The sequence below is a fragment of the Chitinophaga sp. YIM B06452 genome, from assembly GCF_039655965.1.
Taxonomy (GTDB): Bacteria; Bacteroidota; Bacteroidia; order Chitinophagales; family Chitinophagaceae; genus Chitinophaga.
The window spans coordinates 236,796-262,347 of the sequence record NZ_JAWLKY010000002.1; the positions used below are offsets into that span (position 1 = coordinate 236,796).

18 protein-coding genes are annotated in these 25,552 nt (G+C 54.1%); 4 read left to right on the forward strand and 14 right to left on the reverse strand.

Going from position 1 to position 25,552, the window contains the following annotated elements; genetic code table 11:
* The first annotated feature begins 67 nt into the window (after positions 1-67).
* Positions 68-898: a glycoside hydrolase family 16 protein gene (locus tag R3I13_RS10660; RefSeq protein ID WP_346317932.1), complete on the forward strand. Its 831-nt coding sequence runs from the start codon at positions 68-70 to the stop codon at positions 896-898.
* Between the two features lie 4 nt (positions 899-902).
* On the opposite strand, the gene R3I13_RS10665 is transcribed toward R3I13_RS10660, so the two are convergent.
* From R3I13_RS10665 to R3I13_RS10705, 9 genes are all read right to left on the reverse strand, one after another.
* Positions 903-2,405 (reverse strand): SusD/RagB family nutrient-binding outer membrane lipoprotein, encoded by a 1,503-nt coding sequence (locus R3I13_RS10665; RefSeq protein ID WP_346317933.1) that lies wholly within the window; start codon positions 2,403-2,405, stop codon positions 903-905.
* Positions 2,406-5,606, reverse strand: a complete 3,201-nt coding sequence (locus tag R3I13_RS10670; protein ID WP_346317934.1) for a SusC/RagA family TonB-linked outer membrane protein — start codon at positions 5,604-5,606, stop codon at positions 2,406-2,408.
* A gap of 250 nt (positions 5,607-5,856) precedes the next feature.
* Positions 5,857-7,533, reverse strand: coding sequence for a RagB/SusD family nutrient uptake outer membrane protein (locus tag R3I13_RS10675; protein ID WP_346317935.1), 1,677 nt, complete (start codon positions 7,531-7,533; stop codon positions 5,857-5,859).
* A gap of 34 nt (positions 7,534-7,567) precedes the next feature.
* Positions 7,568-10,729 carry a SusC/RagA family TonB-linked outer membrane protein gene (locus R3I13_RS10680; protein WP_346317936.1) on the reverse strand — a complete coding sequence of 1,054 codons (3,162 nt, stop codon included), beginning with the start codon at positions 10,727-10,729 and terminating at the stop codon, positions 7,568-7,570.
* Between the two features lie 185 nt (positions 10,730-10,914).
* Positions 10,915-11,946 carry a FecR domain-containing protein gene (locus R3I13_RS10685; RefSeq protein ID WP_346317937.1) on the reverse strand — a complete coding sequence of 344 codons (1,032 nt, stop codon included), beginning with the start codon at positions 11,944-11,946 and terminating at the stop codon, positions 10,915-10,917.
* Positions 11,947-12,137: 191 nt separating this feature from the next.
* Positions 12,138-12,698 (reverse strand): sigma-70 family RNA polymerase sigma factor, encoded by a 561-nt coding sequence (locus R3I13_RS10690; protein WP_346317938.1) that lies wholly within the window; start codon positions 12,696-12,698, stop codon positions 12,138-12,140.
* A gap of 86 nt (positions 12,699-12,784) precedes the next feature.
* A complete protein-coding gene (locus tag R3I13_RS10695) occupies positions 12,785-13,039 on the reverse strand; it encodes a hypothetical protein (RefSeq protein ID WP_346317939.1) in 255 nt (84 codons plus the stop codon).
* 129 nt (positions 13,040-13,168) lie between these two features.
* Positions 13,169-13,627 carry a hypothetical protein gene (locus R3I13_RS10700; protein WP_346317940.1) on the reverse strand — a complete coding sequence of 153 codons (459 nt, stop codon included), beginning with the start codon at positions 13,625-13,627 and terminating at the stop codon, positions 13,169-13,171.
* Between the two features lie 167 nt (positions 13,628-13,794).
* A complete protein-coding gene (locus R3I13_RS10705; RefSeq protein WP_346317941.1) occupies positions 13,795-16,173 on the reverse strand; it encodes a TonB-dependent receptor in 2,379 nt (792 codons plus the stop codon).
* A gap of 276 nt (positions 16,174-16,449) precedes the next feature.
* On the opposite strand from R3I13_RS10705, the gene R3I13_RS10710 reads away from it, so the two are divergent.
* Together R3I13_RS10710 and R3I13_RS10715 are read left to right on the forward strand one after the other, a co-directional pair.
* Complete coding sequence (locus R3I13_RS10710; RefSeq protein WP_346317942.1) at positions 16,450-16,938, forward strand: DinB family protein; 489 nt, start codon at positions 16,450-16,452, stop codon at positions 16,936-16,938.
* 112 nt (positions 16,939-17,050) lie between these two features.
* Entirely contained in the window at positions 17,051-17,821 is a 771-nt protein-coding gene (locus R3I13_RS10715; RefSeq protein ID WP_346317943.1) for an SH3 domain-containing protein, read from the forward strand.
* Here the strand turns inward: R3I13_RS10715 and R3I13_RS10720 are convergent, their stop codons facing one another.
* Positions 17,822-18,184, reverse strand: a complete 363-nt coding sequence (locus R3I13_RS10720) for a VOC family protein (protein ID WP_346317944.1) — start codon at positions 18,182-18,184, stop codon at positions 17,822-17,824.
* A 249-nt stretch (positions 18,185-18,433) separates the two neighbouring features.
* On the opposite strand from R3I13_RS10720, the gene R3I13_RS10725 reads away from it, so the two are divergent.
* Positions 18,434-19,369: a DUF6607 family protein gene (locus R3I13_RS10725; protein WP_346317945.1), complete on the forward strand. Its 936-nt coding sequence runs from the start codon at positions 18,434-18,436 to the stop codon at positions 19,367-19,369.
* 202 nt (positions 19,370-19,571) lie between these two features.
* Here R3I13_RS10725 and R3I13_RS10730 read toward each other — a convergent pair whose 3' ends face one another.
* From R3I13_RS10730 to R3I13_RS10745, 4 genes are read right to left on the reverse strand one after another with little or no spacing between them, the layout of a single operon-like run.
* Positions 19,572-20,420 (reverse strand): sugar phosphate isomerase/epimerase family protein, encoded by an 849-nt coding sequence (locus R3I13_RS10730; RefSeq protein WP_346317946.1) that lies wholly within the window; start codon positions 20,418-20,420, stop codon positions 19,572-19,574.
* 4 nt (positions 20,421-20,424) lie between these two features.
* The gene (locus R3I13_RS10735) at positions 20,425-21,537 is read right to left on the reverse strand and encodes a Gfo/Idh/MocA family oxidoreductase (RefSeq protein ID WP_346317947.1); all 1,113 of its coding nucleotides are present in this window, start codon (positions 21,535-21,537) and stop codon (positions 20,425-20,427) included.
* Between the two features lie 29 nt (positions 21,538-21,566).
* The gene (locus tag R3I13_RS10740; RefSeq protein WP_346317948.1) at positions 21,567-22,283 is read right to left on the reverse strand and encodes a ThuA domain-containing protein; all 717 of its coding nucleotides are present in this window, start codon (positions 22,281-22,283) and stop codon (positions 21,567-21,569) included.
* 5 nt (positions 22,284-22,288) lie between these two features.
* Positions 22,289-25,543 carry a PVC-type heme-binding CxxCH protein gene (locus tag R3I13_RS10745; RefSeq protein WP_346317949.1) on the reverse strand — a complete coding sequence of 1,085 codons (3,255 nt, stop codon included), beginning with the start codon at positions 25,541-25,543 and terminating at the stop codon, positions 22,289-22,291.
* Positions 25,544-25,552: the final 9 nt, after the last annotated feature.

The following is a 25,552-nucleotide window of genomic DNA, read 5'->3' on the forward strand; positions in this document are numbered from 1 at the left end:
ATCCAAAAACCCGCGCCGCTCGTCCCTAAAACCCGGAACTTGCGGTTTTCTGTATTAAATTACAGGTATGAAAAAATTGTTTGGCATGATAACCTGCGCCGCGCTGATAGCGGGCGCCGCGTCAGCACAGGAGCTTAAAGGCTGGAAACTCGCCTGGCAGGAGGAATTCAACTATACCGGCCTGCCCGATACCTCCAAATGGGGATATGAAGTGGGGCACATCCGTAACCAGGAGCAGCAGTATTACACCCGTGCCCGGCCGGAAAACGTGCGCGTGGAGAACGGGAACCTCGTGATACGCGGGCTGAAGGAAACCTATCCCAATGCCGCTTACCGCCCGGGCAGCGAACGCTGGAATGAAGCGGACAGCATTGCGCATTACACCAGCGCCAGCATCAACACGCTCAACAAATACGCCGTAAAATACGGCCGCATTGAAGTGCGCGCCAAACTCCCCGCCGGCGCCGGCATATGGCCTGCCATCTGGATGATGGGCATAAACCGCAGCCACGTTGGCTGGCCGCACTGCGGCGAGATCGATATCATGGAATTCATCGGTAAAGAGCCGCAAAACATACACGGCACCATTCACTATGCCAAGGGCAACGGCCATGCTTCCAGCGGCAGCAAGATCTCCAGCGATGCGCTGCATAAAGGCTACCACATTTACGCCATTGAATGGGATGAAGAGAAAATCGATATTTATTTCGACAGCACACGTTACCACCGGTTTACACTGGATGTTGCGGACAATGCAAATGGAAATGCTTTCCGCAAACCATTCTACCTGCTGCTGAACCTTGCCCTGGGCGGCGGCTGGCCCGGCCCTGTAGACGGCAATGCGCTGCCACAGGAATTTTTAGTGGATTATGTAAGAGTATACGAGGCCGTAAAATAAACCGTCATTTCAGGTACCACATCAGCGTTCCCGGCTTGTCTTCCCCGAATTGCAGCAGCGCCTTCCGGTATTGTTCTTCATTGTAAGCCAGTTCCGTATCCGGGTACATGAAGCGTTTCGGGATCAGGGTTGAAACGGCCAGCGGCCCGGTGACAAACTGCGGAAAACCCGTTCGCCGGTGGTCGAACCAGCCTTCAGGGCCTTTCAGGAACATCGCGATCCATTTTTGTATGATCAGCTGTTCCAGCGTTCCATCATATTGTACGCCGGGCTGATCGTAATAATCCGTCGTTTCCGCTCCACCTTCCACACCGTAATACTGCATGCTGGAGCGTATTGCTTCGTAGTAGAGGCTTTCTGCTGTTCTCCCCTGCACGGTTACTTTTCCTCGCTGTACACACTCCGCGAGAATAAAACATAATTCTGTGTAGGTCATCAGCGAAGCCTTCAGCAGCGGGTGGCTGTCGCTGTTGAACATGGCCGAAAGCCGTGAGATATACGGCGACCCGCCGTTGTAGTCATAAGGCGCGGGGATGGCGTTGGGCACGCCTACGTATGCATGGCCGGGCATTCTTCCGCCGTTGGGATCATCCACCTCCGCGATCCAGACTTTCAGCCTCGGGTCGGCGCGCTCTACCAGCGCATCTACGATCTCCTTGCCAGGCTTGCGCTTGTCGAATTCCGCGAAAGCATTTGCCAGCGGGCCGCCCGGCCAGCTGTTGATACCGATGTCGCCCAGGTACCTGATCTCTGCATTGTCTTCATTGCCTTCAAAAACAGGATACGTCATTGGATCATCCAGTATTTCCTGCATTTCGGTAAACGCCGGCGCGTAGTGTTTGGAAATGCGCAGCAGCATGCGGAGGCGGAGCGAATTGGCCAGCTTCCTCCATTTCAGTATTGACCCGCTATACATGGGGTCTGCCGTGGCGTCCACGGTAACGTCTGTGCCTGCGCTGAATCCGGCCAGCTCATCGTTGGCTTCTTGCAGCGTGTTCAGCAACGCGGGATAAATGTTTTGCTGCCGGTCATATTTCGGGTGCACAATACCTTCGTTGCGCGAAAGCAATGCTTCGCTGTAAGGTATATCTCCATACAGGTCCGTGATGTAAGCGAAAATGAACGCTTCCATTATTTTGCCTACTGCCACGTATTGCTGCTGATTCATAGCGGCGGCTATCTCCATCATTTCGCGGTTGGCGGAAAGACGGGCGTAATAATTGTCCCAGCTCCGCGGCCCCCAGTCGAACTTATCATTTTCCTCGTTGCGCACGAGGGTGATGTAACGGCCTGCGGATGCGGGCTCTTCCCAATACGCCTCCCTCTGGTAATCGTAAGCGGTGTTGATCAGCACACTGCTCAGCAGGAATTCCGGGCTGACAGTTTCAGATGCGTTCGGGTTGGCGTTGAGCTCTTCCAATCCTTTATCGCAGGCTGAAAGGGCTATCCCGAGCGGGAGCATGATATATTTTATGGGTATGCGCAGCATTACCGTAAATATTTTCATTTAAAAATTAAATCCAAGCCGTGCGCCTAAAGAACGGGTATACGGCAGCGACCAGCTGGCCACGCCCGGCGAAAAGCTGCCATTGGCAATGGTCATGGCGGTTTCCGGGTCATATCCCTGGCCGGCGGCGGTCCAGGTAAAAAGATTGCGGGCGATGAGGGACACGCTCAGGTTGCGGACGGGCAGCCTGCCCAGCGTTTTTTCCGTGAAGCTGTAAGTGAGCGACGCTTCCCGCAGCTTCACATACGTGGCGTCGAAAGTGGAACGGCCGGCGAAGGACCAGTAATATTCGCCGTAATAATTTTCCGGGTCGGTCACGTTTTCGTTCAGCACGTAGTTGCCGGGCGTTTGTTCGATGTAGCCGTAGAGGATCATCCCGTCGGTACGCTGGTTGCCTGCGGCATCCGTCCAGGGAAGGCCGCCGGTGGCGGGATCGCGGCCGGCCAATGTGGTGGTGGTGCGGCCATCGCTGAGCAGGTTCTTCGCCACATATGAAAAGAATTCACCACCCTGTCGCCAGTCCAGCAGCAGGTTGAGCGAGAAATTCCTGTAGCTGAATGTGTTCGTAAAACCCAGCATGAAGTCAGGATTGTAATTTCCGATCTTTACGTAATTATTGACCTGCTGATAGCTGCCATCCGCATTCAGCAACGGCTGGCCTTTGTATTTGCCGTCTGGCACCGTGGCCCAGCCGAGCGCATAAAAATCGCCCATCTCCGTTCCTTCCTTCACTTCGTACCGAACGCCTTCCGCACCGCCCAGCAGGAAGCTGCTAAGGCCTTCTGTGAGCTGCAATACCTTGTTGCGGTTGCGCGTGAAATTCGCCTGTAAACTCCAGCGAAGCGCGCCGGTGAGTGGCGCCGCATTCAGGCTGATCTCCACGCCGCGGTTCCTGATGCTGCCCGCATTGATCAGCTTGTGCCCGTACCCGGAAGCCATAGTGGTGGGGATGTTAAGTATCTGGTTGCGGTTGACCGTGTTGTAATACGTGAGATCAACACCCAGCCTGCCATGGAAGAGACGCACATCCGCGCCCAATTCGTACGACGCAGCGATGAGCGGTTTCAGGCTGCTGTTCTTCAGCACATCGTCCAGGTAGGCGCGTTTCACATTTCCCCAATCCTGTCCGAAGGTATACGTGTTGTATAATTCATATGGCCCCGTATCGCCGCCTACCTGTGCCCAGCCGGCCCGCAGCTTCGCGAAAGACAATGTGCCGGATGGGATATTCAGCATATCAGACAGCAACAGGCTCATGGAAACCGAAGGGTAGAAATAGGAATTATTCGCCGCGGGAAGCGTGCTGCTCCAGTCGTTGCGCGCGGTAAGGTCCAGGAAGGCGTAGTTGCGGAAAACCAGCTGCCCCATGCCATAGAGGCTGTTGATGCGCTTGCGGAAGCGGTAGTTATTGTTGTACACCGTTCCCGCGCGGGCATTGCCGATGTTGTAAACGCCGGGCGTGACAAGGCTTTCAGTGCTTTGCAGCGTGCTGTGCCCCTGTTGGTCCATGCGGTTGCCGCCGCCGGAAACAGACATAACGAACGCCGGTGAAAGGTTCTTTTTATAGGTCAGCAGGAAGTCCGTATTCTGCTCCCTGAAATATTCCGTTTCTAACGCGTACGCCCCTACGGGGTTTCGGATGGAACTGAAGGGACGTTTATTTTCCCGTGTTTCATTGAACATATCCATGGCGGTGCTGGCCATCAGGCTGATGTTTTTCGTGAGCTGAAGGCCCAGCTCCACATTGCCGGTAAGGCGGTTGCGGTCGTAGCTGTTAATGAACTCATGGGCAACGAAATACGGGTTGTCTACCGCGCCGGGTACATGCGAAAATTGCTGTACGTTTTCACGGCCGGGCATCCAGTAATCACGGAGCTGCCTGATATCAACATTGGGCGTGGTAGTATACACGATATTGCCCACGCTGCCACGGTTGTAAGCCGGGCGGTTGTCGCTGGAATTTTTCGTATAGCCGATATTGGCAACCACCTTCACTTTGGGGTGAAGCAGGTACCCGGCGGCGAGGTTCAGCGTATTCCTGTCCAGCCCGGTATTGGGCACCATGCCCTTGTTGGTGAGGTTGGTGTAAGACAGGCGGAAATCCCCGTCCTTATTGCTCCCCGCGATGGCGATATTGTTGGTAAGCGTATGGCCTGTGGTGAAAAAATCTTTGTGTCGGTTGGAATAAGCTACCCAGTCTGTCGGCACAAGGTCTCCCGATGCATTCACCGGGCTGTTCCACTGCACATGCTGTGTGCCAACGTCTATCCTCGGCCCCCAGGAGGCTTCGGAAACGGTTTCTTCCGTACCCGTCCTGTCGCCCGCGCCGAATTGGTTTTGGAAATGAGGGAAAAGCCAGGGCTGGTCGAACAGCAGGCTGGAGTTTACCGATACGCCCATGCCCTTCTTCGCGCCCCTGCCCGACCTGGTGGTAATGAGGATCACGCCGTTGATCGCGCGGCTGCCGTATAATGCGGAGGCGCTGGCGCCTTTCAGCACGGTAATGCTGGCAACATCATCGGGGTTGATATCAGCCACCGTGCTCCCGTAATCCACCGCCGATTCGCCGACGGGCTGCACCGGCATACGGATCGCGGAGGCAACGGGCGTGCCGTCTACCACGTACAAAGGCTGGTTATATCCCTGGAAGCTGCCCTGCCCGCGGATCACCACCAGCGGCGTGGCGCCGGGGTCAGCACTGGCGCTGCGCACATTCACCCCGGCCACTTTACCGGAAAGCGCGTTCGCGATATTCACCTCTTTCACCGTACTCACTTCATCACCACGGAGCGTGGCGATGGAATAACCCAGCGCTTTTTCCTGGCGTTTGATACCCAGGGCCGTGACCACCACGCTGTTGAGCTGGCGCACGTCCTGCTCCAGCTGCACCAGCAACACCTTGTTGCCCGCGGCCATTTCCCTGGAATGGAAACCGGTGGAACGGAATACCAGGATAGACGAACTGCCGGCCACGGCCATGGAAAAGCGGCCATTCGCGTCTGTGACCGTGCTGTTGGATGTACCTTTTTCGGTGACACTTACGCCGGGAAGGACTTCGTGCCTGGCGTCTGTAACTGTTCCTGTAACCTGGATGTTCCCTGCGTTCCCAAGACCTGCTTCCCGGGCCCGCGCTTCCACCGGCAGCAGGCATAGCAGCAGCGCCGGCAGGAATGCGAAAAGCTTGGTAAAGCTCTCATGCATAAGTATATTTTTTAGACCATAGTATGATGATATGATGCCGGACTTTCAGATATGGCGACCTTGGTTGTTGTAAAATTTCGGAATAAGGACCAGGTGCGAAGCTACAGATTGCCGCGGTTCCTGCATAATCTGCGGGGGAAAATAATTGAGAATTAATGAAAATGAGGCGAAGCAGCCGGCCGGGACCAATAACAAAGCGGCCGCCAGTTCAGGCGGCCGCTTCTATTGCTGCTGATTCCAATCCCAGCGCTTACTTTCCGTACCCGGGGTTTTGCTCAAGGTTATTGTTTCCTGAAATAGCCCGCAACGGAACGGGAAAACGGTTCCGGTAAGCTTCAGATGGCTGATGATCCCACCAGGTCTCAGTTGTGAATTTCTTGAAGCGGATGAGATCCGTCCTGCGGCGGCCTTCACCCAGGAATTCCACGCCCCATTCGTCCAGCATCCGGTATTCATCGAGGTTGGCGGCGGTTGCAGGATCAGGATCTGCAGCGGCGAAGTTGCGCCTGCGTACATCGTTGATCAGCGTTGCCGCGCCGGCGGCATCACCCGCGCGCATTTTACATTCAGCCAGCATGAAATATATCTCGGACAGCCTGATGGCAGGATTGTCTGCTCCCCAACGCAGGCTGTTATCCGCCCTGTTCGGGATAGGCACTTTCACGAGACGCACGCCGGTGTTCTCTTCGCCATCCGCCATGCGGCTGGGCAATTGGGCAACAGTGGCATATTTTTTACCAGGGCCAACCTCTGAGAAACGGCCTACCTGGTCCACGAAAACGAGCGGCAGGTCCTTGTATTCCTCTCCTCCTTTTATAACTGCCCCCCCTGGTGTAAGGAGCGGGCCAACGATGAACATGCCTTGATAATTGCCGCCGCCGTTGTATTTATAGGGGCGTTTACGCAGATCCGCATCGTTGAATTTTTCATACGGAGAGCCCAGCTTGAAAACAGTTTTGTATAACGTACCGGTAGGCGTGCGGGAAGGCTGCAAATGCCCGCCGTTGTTCGCCCCGCCGTCTGCGTCAAAATACTGGCGCGTATTGTAATGATAAAAATCCGCATAGAACCAGTCATATTGCAGCTTATTGAACTCCGATGGAATAGACCAGATGATCTCCTTCGACTGGTCGTTCCTGAAGCCATGCACCCCGTTCCATACAGGATCCAGGGAATAGGTTCCGTATACGCCGGCAATGATGTCTTCGCAGAGCTTTTGCGCATCGGAGAATTTCTGCGTACCGATATAAGCCTCTGCGTTAAAATAGAGCCTTGCCAGCAAAGCGGCGGCAGCGGCGGCGCGGAGGGCGCCTTCTTCTTTATCTGCAGACTGCTTCTTCGGCAGCTTCATGATCGCTTCTTTCAGCAGCTTTTCGATATGGTTGAACGTTTCCTGGGCTGTATTCCTGGGCAGTGAAGAACCTTCCAGCGATTCAAAAATGGGCAGCCCGCCGAAATAATCCAGGCCATAGAGATAAAATAAAGCGATGAGCGTGTTGAGCTGGTTCACATGGTCGTCTTTATCCGCCTGGCTGAGCGCAAATTTGGAATAGTCCAGCTTGCTGAGGTCGGACTTGGCATCCAGCGCCAGGGCCACGCCCATAAGGGTGCCGCGCCAGGTTTCCCAGATCCAGTTATCGTCCGGCGTCCAGCCGTGGTAGTGATACCGTTCGTTCTCACCGCCGTTATACCAGTGGCGGCCTTTGGTGGTTATAGCAAAATGGTCCGCGGTATATTCCTGGAGCTTCCAGCGGTCCGATCCAAGATACCAGCGGGCATGGGTGAAAGGCCGGTACAGCGCGGCTTTGATGTCCTTTTCGCTTTTGAAAAAAGTTTCCGGCGTTACCCGGTCGTAGAATGTCTGGTCCAGCTTGGTGCATCCCGCGAGGAACACAATTATCAAAGCTGTAATGATCTTTATTTTCATATAGAATGAACTTGTGGAATGAAAAATATCCGTCTTAGAAATTAACCTGTGCGCCGAGCATAAAAGTGCGGGTTTCCGGGTATACGTTCCTTTCTTCGAAACCAGGTTCCAGCCCGTTGATGTTCACTTCGGGATCCAGCCCGCTGTAGTTGGTGATCACGAACAGGTCGCGCACGGTGGCGTACAGGCGCAGGCCGTTGAAAGGCTTAACAGTACCGGGTTTGAAGGTGTAACCGATGGACAGCGCATCCAGTTTCACGAAGTTCCCTTTTTCCAACCAGTAATCGCTCAGCTCTTTTTCGCTTTTGATCTGGCTGTTTTTACTGAAAGCGCTCTTAAGCACGTTCCGCCCTGTTTTCTGGCCGATGCCATAATACATGTCGATCATATTGAACACATCGTAGCCCAGCCAGCTGCGGAAGTACACACCGGCATCGAACTGTTTCCAGTTGAAGGAATGATTCCAGCTGAGGATGAGACGGGGAATAGCGTTGCCTACAAAGGATTTTTCCTCATTCCTTTTGGAACGCGGAGGCTTCACGACATAAGGTTTACCTTCCTCGTCATACAACATCCACTCGCCGGCGTCAGAAAAACCGGCGGACCTCCAGAGGAAGAATCGGCCGATATCCTCGCCCGGATAGAGCCTTACAGCGGTACCGGGATTGCCCGGGGAGGGGAAACTTTTCCGGTCGATATAAGTGCTTCCGCCGTTGAGCGTAATCAGCTTGCTGCGATTGGAAGCCGCGATGAGGCTCGTACTATAATTGAAATTTTCTTTGCGCACCACATCCACGTTCAGCTCGATCTCGTAACCTTTGTTCTCCATATTGCCCACGTTCACCAAGGTAGTATTGTGGATGGCGGGAGGCTGGGATACCTCTATGTTATAGATCATATCGTCCACCTTACGCTTATAGACGTCGAAGCGGCCGCTGAGGCGGTTGTCGAATAATGCAAAATCCAGCCCGATGTTGTATTCTTTTTTCACTTCCCAGCGGATGTCTTTATTCTGGTTATGGAGCACGCCATAGGTGCGGATCCAGTCGCCGTCCACCAGCCACCAGGTGTCCGGGCCGTACATACGGGTGGCCACATTGGCGTCGAAACCTTCGTTGCCGGTGGCGCCGTAGCCCCCGCGCAGCTTAAGGTTATTGATCACGTTGCTACCTTTGAGGAAAGGTTCTTCAGAGATCCTCCATGCGGCAGACAGGCCGGGGAAAGTACCCCATTGGTTGCCCGGCGCGAATTTGGAAGAACCTTCATGGCGGAGCGAGCCGGTGAAGATGTATTTATCGCGGTAAGCGTAATTCACGCGTCCGAAAAAAGCGATCAGCTTCACGGAAGGGCTCTTCCAGGAGCCAAGCCCCGCACGGCCGTCGGCCAGGAAGGTACCGGTGCCCAGGTCATTGTCGCGGATACCGTCTACAGGGAAGTTGGAATTGTTCGCGTTGAAGCCCTGGCCGTTAAAGTCCTGGTAGGTGTAACCGCCCACTGCATTGACGCTGTGGTTGCCGATCACTTTGTTGTAGTTGAGCGTGAGCTCAAGCGTACGGTCGTCCCAACGGCTGTAACTCTGCGATCCGTAACCGTCTATACCGTCCTGGCGGGAAATGCGGTGCTGGGAAGAACGGTAGAAGTTATTATGCTCGGTGTTGTTTTTGATGGCTATCGTTCCCGCAGCATAGAGATCTTTCGTCAGGTTGAGCTTCAGCGTGGAGCTGGCCAGCAGGTACTTGTACTGTGTCTGGTTGCTGCGGAGCCTCACTTCGGCCACGGGATTGAAATAATCGTAGCTGGCGGTGAGCACGTTCAGGCCGGTCACATCATCAGGATTGTAGGGTGTTTCAGTGGGGTTGAGCAACAGCGCCATGTTGAATATTTCGTTGTCGCTGAAATCCGCTTTTGCCTGCAGGTAGCTGATATTGGTAGAGAGCTCCGCGAAGCCTCCAAGGAATTTGAAATTGGTGTTCAGCCTTCCGCTCACTTCCTTCCTCCGCGATTCGATGGCCATGCCTTTTGCGTCGCGGGCCATAAAGGTGGCGTATACCTGCGCGTTTTCCGTGCCGCCGTTTACATTCAGCACATAACGCTGGCTGAGCGGGTTTTTATTGGTCACTTCATTATACCAGTCTGTGCGGTGCCCGAAATCCGTTCCAAGATCATGCTGCAGGAATTCTTCAGCAGAAAGGCTTTCAGGGCGGCGGCGTACTGTTTCCATGTACATCTCCGTCGTGAGTGCTACATTGGTTTGCCCCGCCTTCGCTTTTTTGGTGGTGATGAGGATCACGCCCCCGGAAGCCCTGGTACCGTAAATGGCGGCGGCGGATGCGTCGCGCAGCACGTTGATGGATTCAATGTCTTCCCGCACCACGGAGTTGATGCTTCCGCCGGGTATCCCGTCTATCACGATCAGCGGCCCCTGCGCGGCGTTGATGGAGTTCACCCCGCGCAGCTGTACGGATACGCCGGCGTTGGGATCGGTGCCGTTGCCGGATGCTATGGTCAGCCCGGGCACCTTGCCCTGTATGGCCAGCAGCGGCGATACGGCCCCGCCGATGAGGTCTTTCTGCCGCAGGTTGGTCACGGCGCTGGTGAGGTCGCGTTTATTGAGGGTACCGTAACCCACCACCACTACTTCACCCAACTCTTTGTCTGTGCTTTCGATGAGCGTGATATTGATGACGGTCTGTTTATCCACCTTTACCGTTTGCGTGGTATAGCCGATAAAGCTGAAGCTGAGGCTTCCGTTTTCATCCACCTGTAAGGTATATTCCCCGTTTGCGTCGCAGACCGTTCCTTTGCCGGGCCCTGCCATCACGGTAACGCCTGGCAGCGGTACGCCTTTGCTGTCTGTCACCTTGCCTTTTACGGTGATGACGCCGGCGGGAAGCTCCATTTTCTTGATGATGACGAGGTTGTCGTTCATCAGGCTATAAGAAAGCCCGGTGCCGGTAAGCAGTTGCCGGAGCAGGTCGGGCACAGGCATGTTCTTCGCCTCCAGCGTCACTTTCATTTGCTCGTCGAGCACCAGGTTGCTGAACACGAAGCGGTACGCGGAGCGTTTTTCCACTTCTTTCAGCGCGCGGGTGAGGCGGGTGCCCCTGAAATCCACGCTCACCTTGTCCTGCGAATTCCCTTCGTAGGCCATTACCTGCAATGTAGTGGTGAGCAGCAGTACAATTGTCAGTTTCATAAGTAGAATCTTTTTAAACGCCCGGCTGCCGGGCAGTTTAATACAGGTCTTTTTCATACCTTAGTGATGCTTTATGTTAGAAATAGGGCGCGGAAATCCGTACCCGTTTTTAGCCGGGGATAGAACAGGTACCAGCTGTTATATCCCCTTTTTTTATCGGGAAAAGGCTTTTTGTCTCGTCTATGTTACCGGCTGATCCTGATGCTCCTGCCTTCTTTGGTAAAGGTGAAGCTGTACGAGGCTTGCAGCGCTTTTAATACCTGCACGATGTTTTCTTTTTCAAAAGTGGCCGTAAATCTGTAGGCTTCGATGGCCTTGTCATCAAATTGTATAGACACATCGAACCAGCGTTCCAGCTTTTCGCGGATGTCTCCGAATGTTTCATTTTCTATGACCAGCCTGTTTTCTGACCAGGCTGTTTCTATATTCATTTGGTTGCGGTTATAACTTAGCGGGCGGACGGCGGTTTGCAGGGTGGCCGCTTTCGGACTGTCTATCCCTGCGCCCGTTACGGGCTGCAGCGGCGCTGCCGCTTTATTAATTACGAATTTCTCTTTAGGGCGCAATACTTTGGAGGCGGATGGATGATTGGAAAGCTGTATTTCCACCTTACCGCTCAGCAGGGAAGTTTCGCTGTTTTTATCCCCCGGGTATGATTTTACATTGAATACGGTTCCCAGCACTTTCACGTCATAATCTTCCACTTTCACGATGAAGGGCTTCCCGGCATCCGGTTCTACGTCGAACAGGGCTTCCCCTTTCAGGCGTACGCAGCGTTGTTTGATGCCAAAACCGCTGTCCAGCCGCAGTTCTGAGCCTGCGTTGAGGATCACGGTAGAACTGTCGGGCAGGCGTATGGTTTTCTTTTCAGCCAGCATAGTGATGAAAACTTCCGGTTTTACGGCGAGGCCGGCAACCGGTTGCCGGGCGGGCCGCAGGAGCCAGTATCCTGCAAGTACAATGACGGCTATGGAGGCTGCAACAGCGAGAGTGCGGCGCAGGGGGAAAGGTTTGCTGACGGGAGCGGGCTGGGTTTCCCAGAACATGACGGAGATACCCAGCACCATTTCGCGGGCTTCGGCCATGGTGGCCGCTTCGTCCGGGTATTGCCGCAGGTAGGCTTCCCAGCGGGCAACGTCGGCTTCCTGCCGCCGGAAGCAGTAGTTAACAAACGAGTCGTCTATGACCAGTTCTTCCAATTCATAACGTTCTGACATGTGCTGCCTGTTTCCTGTTTAGACGGGAAGGCATTCCTGTTTTACCAACTTTTCGTGAAAATTTTTTTAAACCGGTGTAAAACCCGCGATAGCGGGGAATTTACAGGAAGGAGCCCTGGCCCGAAGCAGGTAAAATTCATTTTGTATGCCGCGTAAAAAAAGGACCGGCATGGGCGGTTTGCCGAGGATTGTTATAACACCGGCAAAATGGAAAATACCGCGGCGAACCTGAGCCGGGGGTCGGTGCGGGTAAGCTCTGCCCGAAGGGCTTTGATGCCTTCGTACAGGTTATTGTACACGGTGCGGCTGTTCCAGCCGGTGCGTTCCGCGATCTGTTCGGTGGTGAGCCCTTCGTAGAACTTAAGCTGGATGACTTTCCTGCAGCGGGCGGGCAGGGCGTTGTAGGCGGTTTTTATTTTAGCGATCAGTTCCTCGTTGGCTTGTATTTCCACGATGCTTTCGAGGATGGAGGGTTCGTAGGTTTTAATAGCTATGAGGCCGGCAGCTTTCTGCTGCTGTTTTTGTTTACGGTAGTCGTCTACCAGCCTGCGGCTGAATGCGCGGGAAAGGTAGGCCTGGGGGTTCAGCACCCCGTTGTACTCCAGGTTCTTCTGCATGAGGTCCAGGAAGAACTGTTGTACAAGGTCACGGCTTTCTTCTTCCCCATACCCCCATCGGAGCGCGATCTTTACCAGGTGGACGTGGAACGAAGCATACCATTGATGAATATGCTCGGATAAAGGTGAACTCATAGCACTATTCGCAACTTTTCTTGTGGCGAAAAAGTAGTAAAAATCCACGGAATAAAAAAAAGAGGGGGAATTAATCAGCGCTGTACCTATCGGGCGTAGCCGAAAGAGGCTCGCAAAGCCGCCCGCTCCTCTGCCTCCCGCTTCAGTTCTTCCCCGTAATTTTCCCGGATGTGGTTCATAAATCTTTGTGCTTTTTCCTTTGTATCCGTCAACTCCATGATCAACAAGGCTTCCTGCAATGAAAGGAACTCAAAGGAACAGTTCGCCCTTGGCTTGCGCACCGACTGCCTGCGCCCGCCTGAAGCGGACTTGCCGGAATCGTCATGATGATTGTGATGCATACTCAAAATTTTGATGTTCAATAAAAAACAAAATCCTTATCGGATATAACAAAATAATTATACATACTATTGTTATCAGGAGGCCCTTCTCTCGTAACCGGGAATGTCAGGTACTCGATATCCGTAAAGTCAAACGGGTTTATCGTACTGCTGCTCTCCCTGCCGCGATATCCTGACGTAAAACTTTATACCGGTCATTTTCATAAACGCCGTCAACCGCACAAAATGCCGCTGCCATCCCCGGTAGTACAATTCCGCCCTCGAATTACTGGAACCGTCCACGCCAACCGCATGCCCGGGATAAGCGCGCAAATAGTTTTCTATAAACAACAGGATCGTAGAAAACACTCTTATACGGTCCCTGTAACTGAGCCGCGCATGAACATTTATTTTCCGCTTCCCGTCTATAGGCCCGAAAGCCAGGTTATAAGTTCTTGGAATGATGCCATGCGGCTCTTCATTGATCTCCAGCTTCAGGCGTACCAAACCTCCATCACTCAACTCAGCATCAAACTCCCCTATGCGCCTGCCCTCCACATACTCCACCGCATACACCTCCATAAAATCAATCTTCGATTTCAAGGTCATAACAAAACAATGAGATGAAAAACAAACAATGCCTCTCCCGCAATAATATCGCATTTTATAACGCGCCAACATTTTTTGCATGCAAAAAAATCTCACCTGATAAGCACATTTTTTTCACAAAAAAAGCCGGTCATGCAGACCGGCTTTCCTGTTACGAAAATACTTTCCTAAAATTTATAACCCACGCTCAAACGCATGTTCCTGCCGGGTTCTGCCTGCCAGTAATAATATGAAGCATACGCGGCACCACTGTACAGGTACTCGTCGAGAATGTTAAACACGTTTGCATTGACGCTGATCCTGTCTTTCTGCCAGAACAAACCTCCATCCAGCCGGAAATAAGAAGGCATCGGATCCTGGCCGGTGCCGCCCCAGCTCCACGTCGTTCTGTCTGCCTGGTAACTGAATCCGGCCGATATGCCAAATCCTTTCAGCAAGCCTTTTTCCAGCTTGTAATGCAGCCAGGCATTCGCGTTGTGCTTTGCATAACCCGGCACCACATCGCCCTTTTTGCTGCCAACAGCGGCTGTCTCAGAAGCGCGGGATATCCGCGAATCTGTATAGGCGTAATTCGCCACAAGGCTCAGCCCTTTCACGATCTCTCCGCGCAGGTCAAACTCCACGCCTTCTGTTTTGGTTTGCCCCAGCTGTACGGAGAAATTGGAATTCGCCGGGCCGGGCGTCAGCTCATTGTTTTTGATGATGCGGTATGCGGACAAAGAGGTATTCCATCTTCCGCCCATCCAGTCTTTCTTCACGCCCGCCTCGATGTTGTTTCCGGTAACCGGTTTCACTTTTTCATCTTTGTTCTCCAATATCCCTGACTGCGGCAGGAACGACACGTCGTATAATGCGTAAACAGACATGGATTTATCGATGGAATAGCTGAGGCCGATACGCGGTGTAAAGCGGTTATCATACGTTTTAGTGCCATAGGAATTTTCCTGCACATACGTGAAGCGCCCTGCCAGTGTCAGTCGCAACGCATTGTCAAAAAAGCCCAGTTCATCCTGTACGTACAGCCCGGTATAAAACTGGTCCACGATGTTGCTCCCTGCGCGTTCTTTCAGGCTTTTGCTGCGGTCGAATTTCGGGAGACCCATCACCGGGGAGCCGTATTTGGGATTGTTGAGATCAAAGAATGCATTATTGGAATCCAGCGGGATCGTCTGGCTCCAGTCCGCCAGGTAGTGTTTATTACCCACGTCAATGCCCGTCAGTATCTTATGCTGTACAGCGCCGGTGTGGAATTCGCCATTCAGGAAAGCCTGGCCGAACTCCGCACGGTTGATCGCATCCCAAATGCCCACCCCGCGGATCATCGTAGCATCAGGATTTACAGCGATAGGCCACATAGTGGAACCTTCCTGCTTATAATCGGTATAAGCGCCCTGTACGGTCAGTTTCCAGGCAGGATTGAAGCTATGCTGGAAATTCAGCTGCACGCTGTGATCGTCTATGATAGTAGGATCGATGCCAGGCTCCGCAGTGGTGAAATTGCGGGGCAGCTTGGCATAGCCGTCCGGATGGAAAACGTAGAAAGAACCCGCGTCGAACATGTTCACGTGCTGGAACAGGTATTCCAGTGTGAGGGAGGTCCTGTCGCTGAATTTGTAGGTCAGCACCGGTGCAATGCTGTAACGTTTGTTGAATTCATAGGCACGGTTGGAGTTTTTCATCTGTCCCATGAGGTTCAGGCGGTACAGGAGTTTCCCGTTTTTGGTCAGCTTCCCGTCCAGGTCGAGCGTACCGCGGTAAAGGTCGTAGCTGCCGGTCATCAGCGTGGCTTCGCCTTTTGTTACGCCGGTAGGTTTTTTGGTAACGATGTTGTAAATGCCGCTGGGTTCGCCGTTAGACATCAGGAAGCCTGCCGGGCCTTTCACGAATTCCACATGGTCTACCACGCTCATGTCTTCCGTAAGCGGGCCCCAGGTAGAAGTGATGTTCATGCCGTTGCGGAAAGCGGAAGCCCTGGAGCCGCGCATGTTCAAACGGGCGTAGAGGTCGCCCCAGTGTTCCAGACGCGTAACGCCGCTCACATTGCGGGCAATCCCGTCGTTCATGCTGGTGATCTGCTGGTCTGCCAGCACCCTGCCGGTCACCACCTGTATATTCTGCGGCTGTTCTATCAGCAGGCCGTTCAAGCGAAGGCTGTTAGAGGGCGCGGTCTCTTTATACGGGTTCCGGTTATCTGTTACCGTAAATTCTTTCAGGTTCACGCTGGAAATATTCAGCGTTATGGTCACTTCCGTGGTGGCGCCGCCCGAAACGGTCACGGTCTGCACCTGGCGGTCGTGGCCCAGGTAAGAAGCTTCCAGCTCGTAATTGCCGGATCTGATATGTTTCAGTGAAAACCGGCCGTCATCACCGGTCACTGTCATTTTGCGGGTATCTTTCAGCACTACGCTCACTGCCGCCACGGGTTTCCCGTCTGTAGTGAGCACCTTTCCTGCAATATGACCGTAATCCGCCTCGTCATCGGCCGCAAATGCGCCACCGGAAAGGAGCGCCGCCGATATTATCAAAAGTAAAGCTCTGTATAACATAAATTCGCCGGTATTTTGGCCTGCAAGGTACGCCCACCGCCACCGGGCCGTTGCTCAGATGCGGAAAACGATTTACGCAATGCGGAAAAACCAGGATTACGTATCTTGCACCCGCGACCTTATCTCCTCACCTGCAAAAAAGGAGGTGCAATATGACAGTTATCACACAAACAGGCGGCAGCGCCGCATAATCCGTAGCGGCGCCCAGGCGTACACTTTCCTTGCTGCCTTTACCCGGACAGTTTTACGGAGCATTTTTTCATATAATATTTCACGATGCATCAACATGTCATCAAATTGCTGTGCTACCATATGTGGGCGCAGGCGGCGCTTTGCGCGCATCTGCGCAGCCTGCCGGAAGCGCTGTACACGCAGGTTTCGCCCAGCTCTTTCCCTTCAGTGCATGAAACATTTGTGCATATGTACGTGGTAGACCGCGGCTGGTTCGCCCTTCTCTCCGATCCTGCTTACCAGCCCTCGCGGGAAACCTACCTTGCTTTCCTGGCGGAAACCGCGGGGAAAGACCTGGCCGGCATGGAAGTCCTGTTCCGGCTGCTGCACCACCGGCTGTTAGCCTTTATGGAAGCAAACAGCCCGGCAAAAGAGCTGCAATACGGCGGCAGCCTGTTCACATACGCGGATGTGATCCAGCATATCGTGAACCATGGCACGTATCACCGCGGCAATATTGCCACCATCCTGCGGCAGCTGGGGCAGGCCGGCGTGGCCACGGATTATTCCAAATTCGTATATCAGCAGGCGTAAATACCAGCTATACATAGGTCCCGGGCTTGTTCCCGGGATCTTTTGTCCTGTATGCCCCAACGAAGCCGAAATAAAAATGTATCTTCAGGTACAGCCAAACATCCTGGTCCTTATGAAGCTGCGTTTATTCCTGTTCCTCCTGCCCTGCCTGGCCTCTGCTGTTCTCCATGCCCAGAACTTTGAAGTAGCCCGCATCAGCGATCCTGATGGATATACCAATATACGCACAGCTCCCAACGCGCAATCTGAAGTAGCGGGAAAGCTGCTGAAAGATGAATTCTTTTATTGTGAACGTGGTACAGGCGATTGGTGGAAAGTGTCTTCTTATGGCACCGAGGGATATGTTCACCGCAGCCGTATCCAGCTGTTCAGAGACCTGCCTGACAGCGCAAAAGAGCCGGTCTTCCGCAGCAATTTCCAGCAATATGCACAGCTGACTGAAAAATTTAACAGGGCGTATGACAGGTATAATGAGCGGGAAAAAAGATGGAAGAACCGGGAAGACAGCGTAAAATATGCTGAAACCCGCAGCGAAAAGGAAAAATTCCATGAAACGAGGTACGCCATCCTCCTCGGCGAACTTCCCGGTTACTTCTGCCGTACAAAAGATGCTGCGATCATAAAGCTGCTTTTCGAACTCGAAATTGAGGACAGCGGCTCTGCCAGCGAAACGCCGGACTTTGCATTGGGTGAATGTTATATCTGCCAGCCAGACGCTTTGCTGCAGGCACTGGCGGCCTTCCCGAGGGAAACGCGCAGCGGGCTTTGCGCTACGGTAGCGTTTGGCCTGGGTAATCTTTCCAGTCATTTCGACCAGGAGGAAAACGACCCCGCCTTCAAACGTCTCTCAAAACGGCTGGAGGACGCTGCCAAAGCACCCTGATCACTGCAAATACTCCAGCAACTCGATCCTGTTCCCGAACACATCGCGGAAAAAGAAACGTTCGCGCCCTGTGATCACGGAGGAATAGGCGATCTCTATCCCTTTGCTTTGCAGGTATTGTTTGGCCGCTTCAAGGTCTGTAACCTCGAATGCAGGATGGCGGCCGGAGATGTAGTCTGGCAGACCGTCTTCCTCCACCAGGTGAAGCTGCACACCGCCCACTTCGAACCAGGTGGCATTCCGCGGGTGCTGGCCCGGGATTTCCTTTAGCTGTAAAATTTCCCCGTAAAATGTTCTGGCTTCGGCGGTTTTGCCCCTTGGGATCATTACCGCCACGTGATCCAACCTTTTAAAACTGATCATCACTGATTGATTTCTGATTCACGCAGCAAATATCAGGAGATTTGGAGAATTATTGCTAAACAGGTTTAGCAAATAGGGGGATTATTTTTTAAAAGGCGGGAAGAAAAAGACGTTCCAGGATTTTCCCGATCTCGTAACAATATTTCCCGCTTGCGTAACAATCCCGGCTTTACCGGTCCTACATTTGCTGCTGAACATGAGGCGAAACGGTTCGCGCTGCTTCAAACAGACCTTTAAAGCCATTCAGCCATGAAAAAAACGATCATCCCCGCCCTTGCCCTTGTTTTTGCCACAATGAACGGCAACGCGCAGGACAAGCTCGCGCAGGATAAGGCCGCCATCAAAAACTTTTGCGGCTGCCACGACGTTACCTTCGAATATGCCGAAACATTCCCTTCAGACAGCAATTATAAACCGAAAGGATACAAAAAAACCTCCGGTGCCATTGAATACATCACCGTTGCCGAAGAAGGCCCGCGCCGCATCGTGCTGCAGCACCTGCTCATAGCCGGCGGCGATGTGATCAAACACTGGACGGAAGACTGGCAGTACGAAAACCGCACCCTGCTTACCTTCGATAAAGATGACCAGTGGAAAAAGACCGGGCTTCCCGCCGCGCAGGTAAAAGGGCAATGGACGCAGAAAGTATTCGGTGTAGACGACGAGCCCCGCTACGAAGGCTCCGCCACCTGGGTGCATGCAGACGGCCGCCATTACTGGGAATCTACCAGCAGCGCGCCTCTTCCCCGCCGCGAATACACTACCCGCAGCGACTACAACGTGCTGGTGCGCACCAATCACCACGAGATCACCGCCAAAGGCTCCATTCACGAGCAGGACAACCAAAAGGTGATCCGCTCCGCCAGCGGCGACAAAGTAATCGTGGGTGAAAAAGGCCTCAATACTTACAACCGCGTAGATGATTCGCAGTGCGAAAAGGCCATTGCATGGTGGAATGAACACAAAGCGTTCTGGGCGCTGGTGCGTAAAAGCTGGGACCAGCTTTACCGGGAAAACGCCACCGTTACGCTTCAGAAAAAAGTAAACGATACGCCGCTTTACAAAGCGATGAACGAGCTGGAGAAAAAAGCGCACGCCAACGAGCTTTCCGGCGCAGCATTGGAACAAGCCATCGCATCTACCCTGCAGCAGTTTGCGGGCAGGAAAGATGTGAGCATGAAATAATCAAACCCCAAATATTGATCCCGTTCCTGTTTCCAGGGGCGGGATTTTCTTTGCAAAAAAGGCGGCCTCCCTTACCGGGAGAGCCGCCAGTGTTCCACGTTTCCAGTTATTGAACTCTATAAAAAACTTCCTTTAAAAGGCGGCCTCCCTTGCCGGGGAGAGCCGCCAGTGTTCCACGTTTCCAGTCGTTGAACTCAAAGAATTATAAGAACATTTTCCTGTAAAAGGCCGCGCCTTCAGCTGCAAGCTCATCCGCGCTGTTGGCCAGCGGCCGCCAGATGCAGGCTGCGCGCGCCAGCTCTTTGGAGGGCGCACCGAAGGTTTCCAGCACAATTGCGCCGTTGTAGCCGATGTCTTTCAGCGCATCGCGGATGCCGGGCCAGTCGAGGTGGCCGGTGCCGGGTGTGCCGCGGTCGCTTTCGTTGCCCTGCACGTGGCAGAGCATATCGCCGCCTATTTTGCGGATAGCCGCCGGGATGTCTTTCTCCTCGATATTGGCATGAAAGGTATCCAGCGAAATGCGGAGGCTGGGGTGACCGGCCTCCCACACCAGGTCCAGCGCCTGGTCTACCGTGTTGATCATATCCGTTTCGAAGCGGTTCAGCGGTTCTACGCCCAGCAATATCCCATGGTCCGCAGCGGCATTGGCCGCTTCGCGGAGGCCTTGCAGGCACCAGTTGCGCTCCTGCGCCTTTTGCTCAGGGCTTACGATGCGGGTTTTGCCTACCGCGGCGTAAAGGGGGCCGGTGAAAACAGGGCTCCCCATCCGCTGCGCTATCCGGGTGCATTCGACGATGTAATCCAATGCCTGTTTGCGGATAGCCGCATTGTCTGAGGAAAGATCACGGTCTGGCCCGAAAGCGCCGCTGATGGTGATCTTCAGCCCGGCGTCCTGCGCCATGGCCTTTAATTGCTGCCAGTCTATCAAGCCCGCGTCTTCCACCGCCACTTCAATGATATCATACCCTGCCGCTTTTACCTTTTGCAGCAGGTGAAACGACGCGGTGGAAAACGGGGAAACCCATACGAATGTGCTAACGCCTGTCTGCATACCGTTACTTTTCAAAATCAGGGATCTGTATGCGTTTGCCATTGTTCATGGCTGATTCATGCGCGCAAATGCCCGCACAGGTGTAGTTTGCAGCAATGTGCGCATCTACGGCGGAGTAACGGTTTTCCGTGATCGCCGCCAGGAATTCCTGCACCAGGTGCGGATGCGAGCCGCCATGGCCTGCGCCTTGCAGGAATGACACGTGGTTGGGATCGTCTATCTTTTCTCTTTTGGTGAAATGCGCTATCTCGGGGATCAGCAATGCGTCCGTATCGGGCACGTTAATGCGGCTGGCATTTTCGCCGCCGTCGAATATCACGTGCTCTTCATCCTGCAGCTGCTCCCATTCGAACGACATCTTGGTGCCATATACATCATAGCTTTCGCGGTACTGGCGCACCACGTCAAAAAGCGAGCGGGTGGCCTCTGCCACTACATCGGAGTTTTTGAGCGTGAAGGTGGCCGTTTCCACGGCGAAGGGAGAATTGTAACGTTTGGCCAGGTCGTCGCTAAGGCGGCCGGAACCGTGGCATACAACGGATTCGGCGGTCGTATTGTTGATCCTCAGCAGCGGCGAAATGGCGTGCGTGCCGTTCAGCATGGGCGGGTAGCCTTTCCAGTATTCATCCCAGCCGGGCATGCTCATATCCTGGATGTGAGAGCCGCGCACGAACTGGATGCGGCCCAGCTGGCCGGTTTCTGCAAGGTGCAGGCCGTACAGGAACTCACGGGTGTAAAGCGCGGTTTCCATCATCATATACACTTTGCCTGATCTCTTCCTTGCTTCCACGATGGCTTTGCAATCTTCCACGGTCATGGCCATGGGAATGGTGCAGGCCGTGTGTTTGCCGGCATTCAGCGAAGCCAGCGTCATCCGCGCATGCTCCGGCACGGGCGTTACGATGTGGATGGCGTCTACATCCGCGCGCTTGGGCACGTCTTCGTAATTGGTGAAAATAAGGTCATCGTCCAGGTTGAATTTCGCTTTCAGTTCTTTCAGCGTTTCAGGATTGCGCGTGCAGATCCCCACCCGCTTGATGGCGGGATGGTTCTGATAAATGGGTATAAACTCTTTGCCGAAGCCCATTCCAACGATTACTACCGTGATCTGTTTCATTGTGTATACTGATTTTTTATTTGAAGATCTTATTTCCGGGCTGCCCATTTCACGGCATTCCGCAGGATGGTCCGGTAAGCTTCCAGTTCATGCGAAGCGGCATCGTGCCCCAGCGCAAAGCCTATGATGCGGGCTTTCGGGTGCTTCACCACGAAAAGCGCGGGATGGCTTACACCTGCTTCATTTTTACTGGTAGCCAGCACGCGGATGCCGGGACCAGCGGGGTCCGCATTGTAATGATACAGCTCATCGTCCAGCGTAAAGCTTGCAGGAACATTTTTGGTGACGGGATGTTTTTTGTCGTTTACCGTAACGGTAAATGCCCCGTATTTTTCATGGGAACGGCTGCCGCCGCTTACCAGCTTGAAATTGTACAACGGCCAGTCGCGCCAGTTGTACCAGATGGCAGGGTGCGCCAGCACCAGCCCTTTGCCCGCATCGGCAAATGCGAAGATGGCCGTGCGTGTAGCGGAATCTTTGATGGGCTGGTTATTCGCCAGCATCAGCACGTCGGTATTAGGCAAATGCCCGAGGATGGTGGCAGGGTCATCTGTGTAGATAACCGTTGCCAGGCCTCCTTTTTCGAGCGTGGCGGCGTCTTCCTGTTTGTACCAGCGGTTAAAGTCGTGGGAGCCCCCGCCGCCTACCATGAGTACGCGGATCTGCGCTGCCAGCGGGTTACCGGTCAGCAGCAAAGCGAGGCCGAGGGCCAGGCGGAAAATTGAATTGGAAATGTGGTGTTGCATATCTTTTAATTGATTACTTGCATAATGCCGTTCATACCGCGCCAGTGGCCGGGGAATGTGCAGACGAACGGATAATCCCCAGCTTTGGAAGGCGCGGTGAAGCGCAGGCTCACCGTTTCGCCGGGACTTACGAGCTTCGTGGCCCACAGTACTTCCGGCACTTTGGGCACGTATTGCATTTTGGAAGCCTGCGGGTCGCGAACCATGGCATCCGCGGCAGCGCCCACTTTAGGCAGGGTGCCGGGTTTGATGATGAGGAGGTTGTGCTGCATGCCGTCCGGGTTTTCAAGCCGGATGGTCACTTTCTGGCCGGCTTTTACGGTGATGCGTTTTTTATCGTATTGCATGATGTCTTTCACAACTTTCAGGTCTATCACGATGCCGGGCATTTCAGCGGCCGCGGCGATCGTTTTTTTCACCGGCCTGTCCAGCTGCAGGCTGACGTTCTGCAGCTGGCCGATGAAGTTGAAACGGCCTGCATAGTCTGCCACCCGCTGGTCCGGCAGCTGCTCCTCTCCCGCTCTCAGCGCCACCGGCGCCGGCACGGTAAAGAGGCCGGGCGCCTTGCCTTTAGCGGCTTCCTTTCCGTCTACCAGTATTTTCATCTCGCCTGTTTTCAGCAGCCTTGCCTCCACTTCCATTTTCTCCGGCAACGGCGCCGCTGTAGCGGCTTCGTAGGCTTTACCCTGCTGGTTTATCACCATCGCAAGCTTCCCATCGCGGATATACAGACCGTAACCGTTCTGCTGGTTGCCATGCGCCATGATAAGCCCTTCCACCTCACGCTCCCTGCGTTTGCCGACGGTGGCTTTCATGATCAGTTCTTTGCCGGTGATGTCCGGCGGGTTTTGCATGATGGTGCGGGTCTCTACATTGTATATGGATTGTTCCAGGCTTTTGATCACGTTTTTGGCGAAAGCGTTGGGCGTGCCCCCGGCAGCCGCTGCCAGGAAGCCTTCTTCATGCGTAACCGCAGCTGCAAACAAAGCGCGGTTCAGCCAGGGATCTTTGGCATTCTGGGAATTGAGCGCGGCTTTGAAAAGCAACGCACCTGTTTCTTTGGATGCAGGGTAGTCTGCCAAACTTCTAAACACGGCCAACCGAACCTGCAGGTTGCGGTCGTTGTGTATATTGCTTTGAATGATCGAGGACAGTCCTTTCTTTTCTTCTTTCAACACCTCCACCGCGGCTTTGCGCACGCCTGCGGCAGGATGTTTCATGGCGCGGGCCATTACCTGCATGGAAGCGGCATCGTAAGCGCCAAGACCCTGCAGGGTCCAGAGGGCGTGCACAGCGGGACTGTTCAGCCCCACTTCGTCCACTTTCAGATCCTGTATGATCCTGTACAGCTCGGGAATGGCTTCTTTATGCCCGCCTTCCACCAGCAGGCGCTGGGCGGTCATGCGCCAGAACATGTTATCACTCTTCAGCGCGGCCAGCAGCCCGGGCACATCGCCCGCTTTCAGCTGCATGGGCTGGTAGGGCTTGGCTTTTTTATACACCACCCTGTAAATGCGGCCATGCGCCGAGTCACGGAGGTTGCTCTCGAAAGCGTTGCCTTTGCCATGCGGCTGATCGGTGAAGGGCAGTACCATTTCGCGGGGGGCCTGCTCTTTTACGAACACGTTGTGCTGGATGATGAAGTTGTACCAGTCTGCCACCCAAACCGCGCCATCGGGACCGGTTTGCGCCTGCACGGGGCCAAACCATTCGTCTGAGCTGGCCACCAGGTTCCAGCCGTCCTTTTCTTTGAAACCGGCGCCATCAGGCTCTATCACGGCATTGTGCACAAGGCGCACGGTGGGCTCGTTGATGAAGGCAATGCGGTTCCAGTAAGCTTTGGGAAAGCTGCGGGCGGTGTAGAAATGATGACCGGTGGCGGAGGTAAAACCGCCTACAACGTCCACCTGCCGGAGGTTTGGCGTCATGGCGTGCACGTCGTAGTGACCGTCTATCTTCTGTATGGGGTCCAGCGGCTGCGCGCCGTTGAGCGCGCGCTGCATAAGGCTGGCGGGCATAGAGTAATAAGCGCTGTGCGTATTGTTGGCAGTGGAAATGAATACGTGGTTGTCTTCCGTCAGGCCAAGCCCCCAGGTGTTGTTGGAGGTTTTGGCGAGGAAATTGAAATCGCTGCCGTCCGGCCGGAAGCTGTAAACGCCCATCGGGAAGCGCAGGGGCTTGCCGTTGATGGTCCCGTCGAAACCGGAATAGCCCGTTACGCCCCAGATCTTGTTGTTGAAACCGTAGAGGAGATTGGAAGGGCCGGCATGTGTGTCCTGCTTGCCCCAGCCGGTAAACATCACTTCACGCACGTCCGCTTTGTCGTCGCCGTTCGTGTCTTTCAGGAAAAGGAAATACGGCGCCATGGAAACAATAGCTCCTCCGTTGCTCAGCACGATACTGGTCGGGATGTTGAGGCTGTCGGCAAAAATGGTGAACTTGTCCGCTTTGCCGTCGCCGTCTGTGTCTTCACAGATCTTGATGCGGTCGTTGGCGGCGCTGTCTATCTCGGTGAAGGCATTGGGATAATCCACGGATTCCACGATCCAGAGGCGGCCTTTTTCATCCCAGGTCATGGCGATGGGCTTGGTGATGTCTGGCTCTGCCGCGAAAAGTTTTATCTCGAAATCAGCGGGTACTTGCGTGAGTTTGTTGGATGCCCCGGGGCTGAGCGCCTCCTGCATTTTTGGCACCAGGTAACGTTTGGTGTAATCCGCAATGGTATCTGAATTGTAAATATCGACGTCGGGGATATCCGCCGCAATGATCTGCTGCCGCACTTCTTCGCCCAGCGCCCAGGAAATGCTGTCGCGCATTTTGCCCAGGAAGGCGCGCTCTTTCCATTCTTCATCTTTCGCGCCTTCCCTGGCGTAAAAGATGCGGCCTTTGCCTTCTGTGCCCGAACGGGCCGCCCATGCTGCGTTTTTAAATGCGCCGGCGCCTTTGTTGAGAATAACGAGCCCTTTACCGGAAGCTACGAACTGGCGGACGATCACATCACGCGCGGGCGTAAGCGGGGTACTGGTATTCACGATCAGTCCGTCGTAGGCTGAAAGGCCCGCTGCGCTGAGGTCTGCGGCATTTTCGGTATAAGTGAGGTTGATGCCGCTTTTAAATAACTTGGTAGCCAGCCAGGTAGCATGTATCGTTCCTTTCTGCCCGAGGAACAGTACTTCCGCCCTCCTGCCGTTATCGCGGCCGGCAGCGAAGGTGAAAGCGCATAACGCCCCGGTGATCATCAAAACAATTAATCGGTTCATACTTCCATC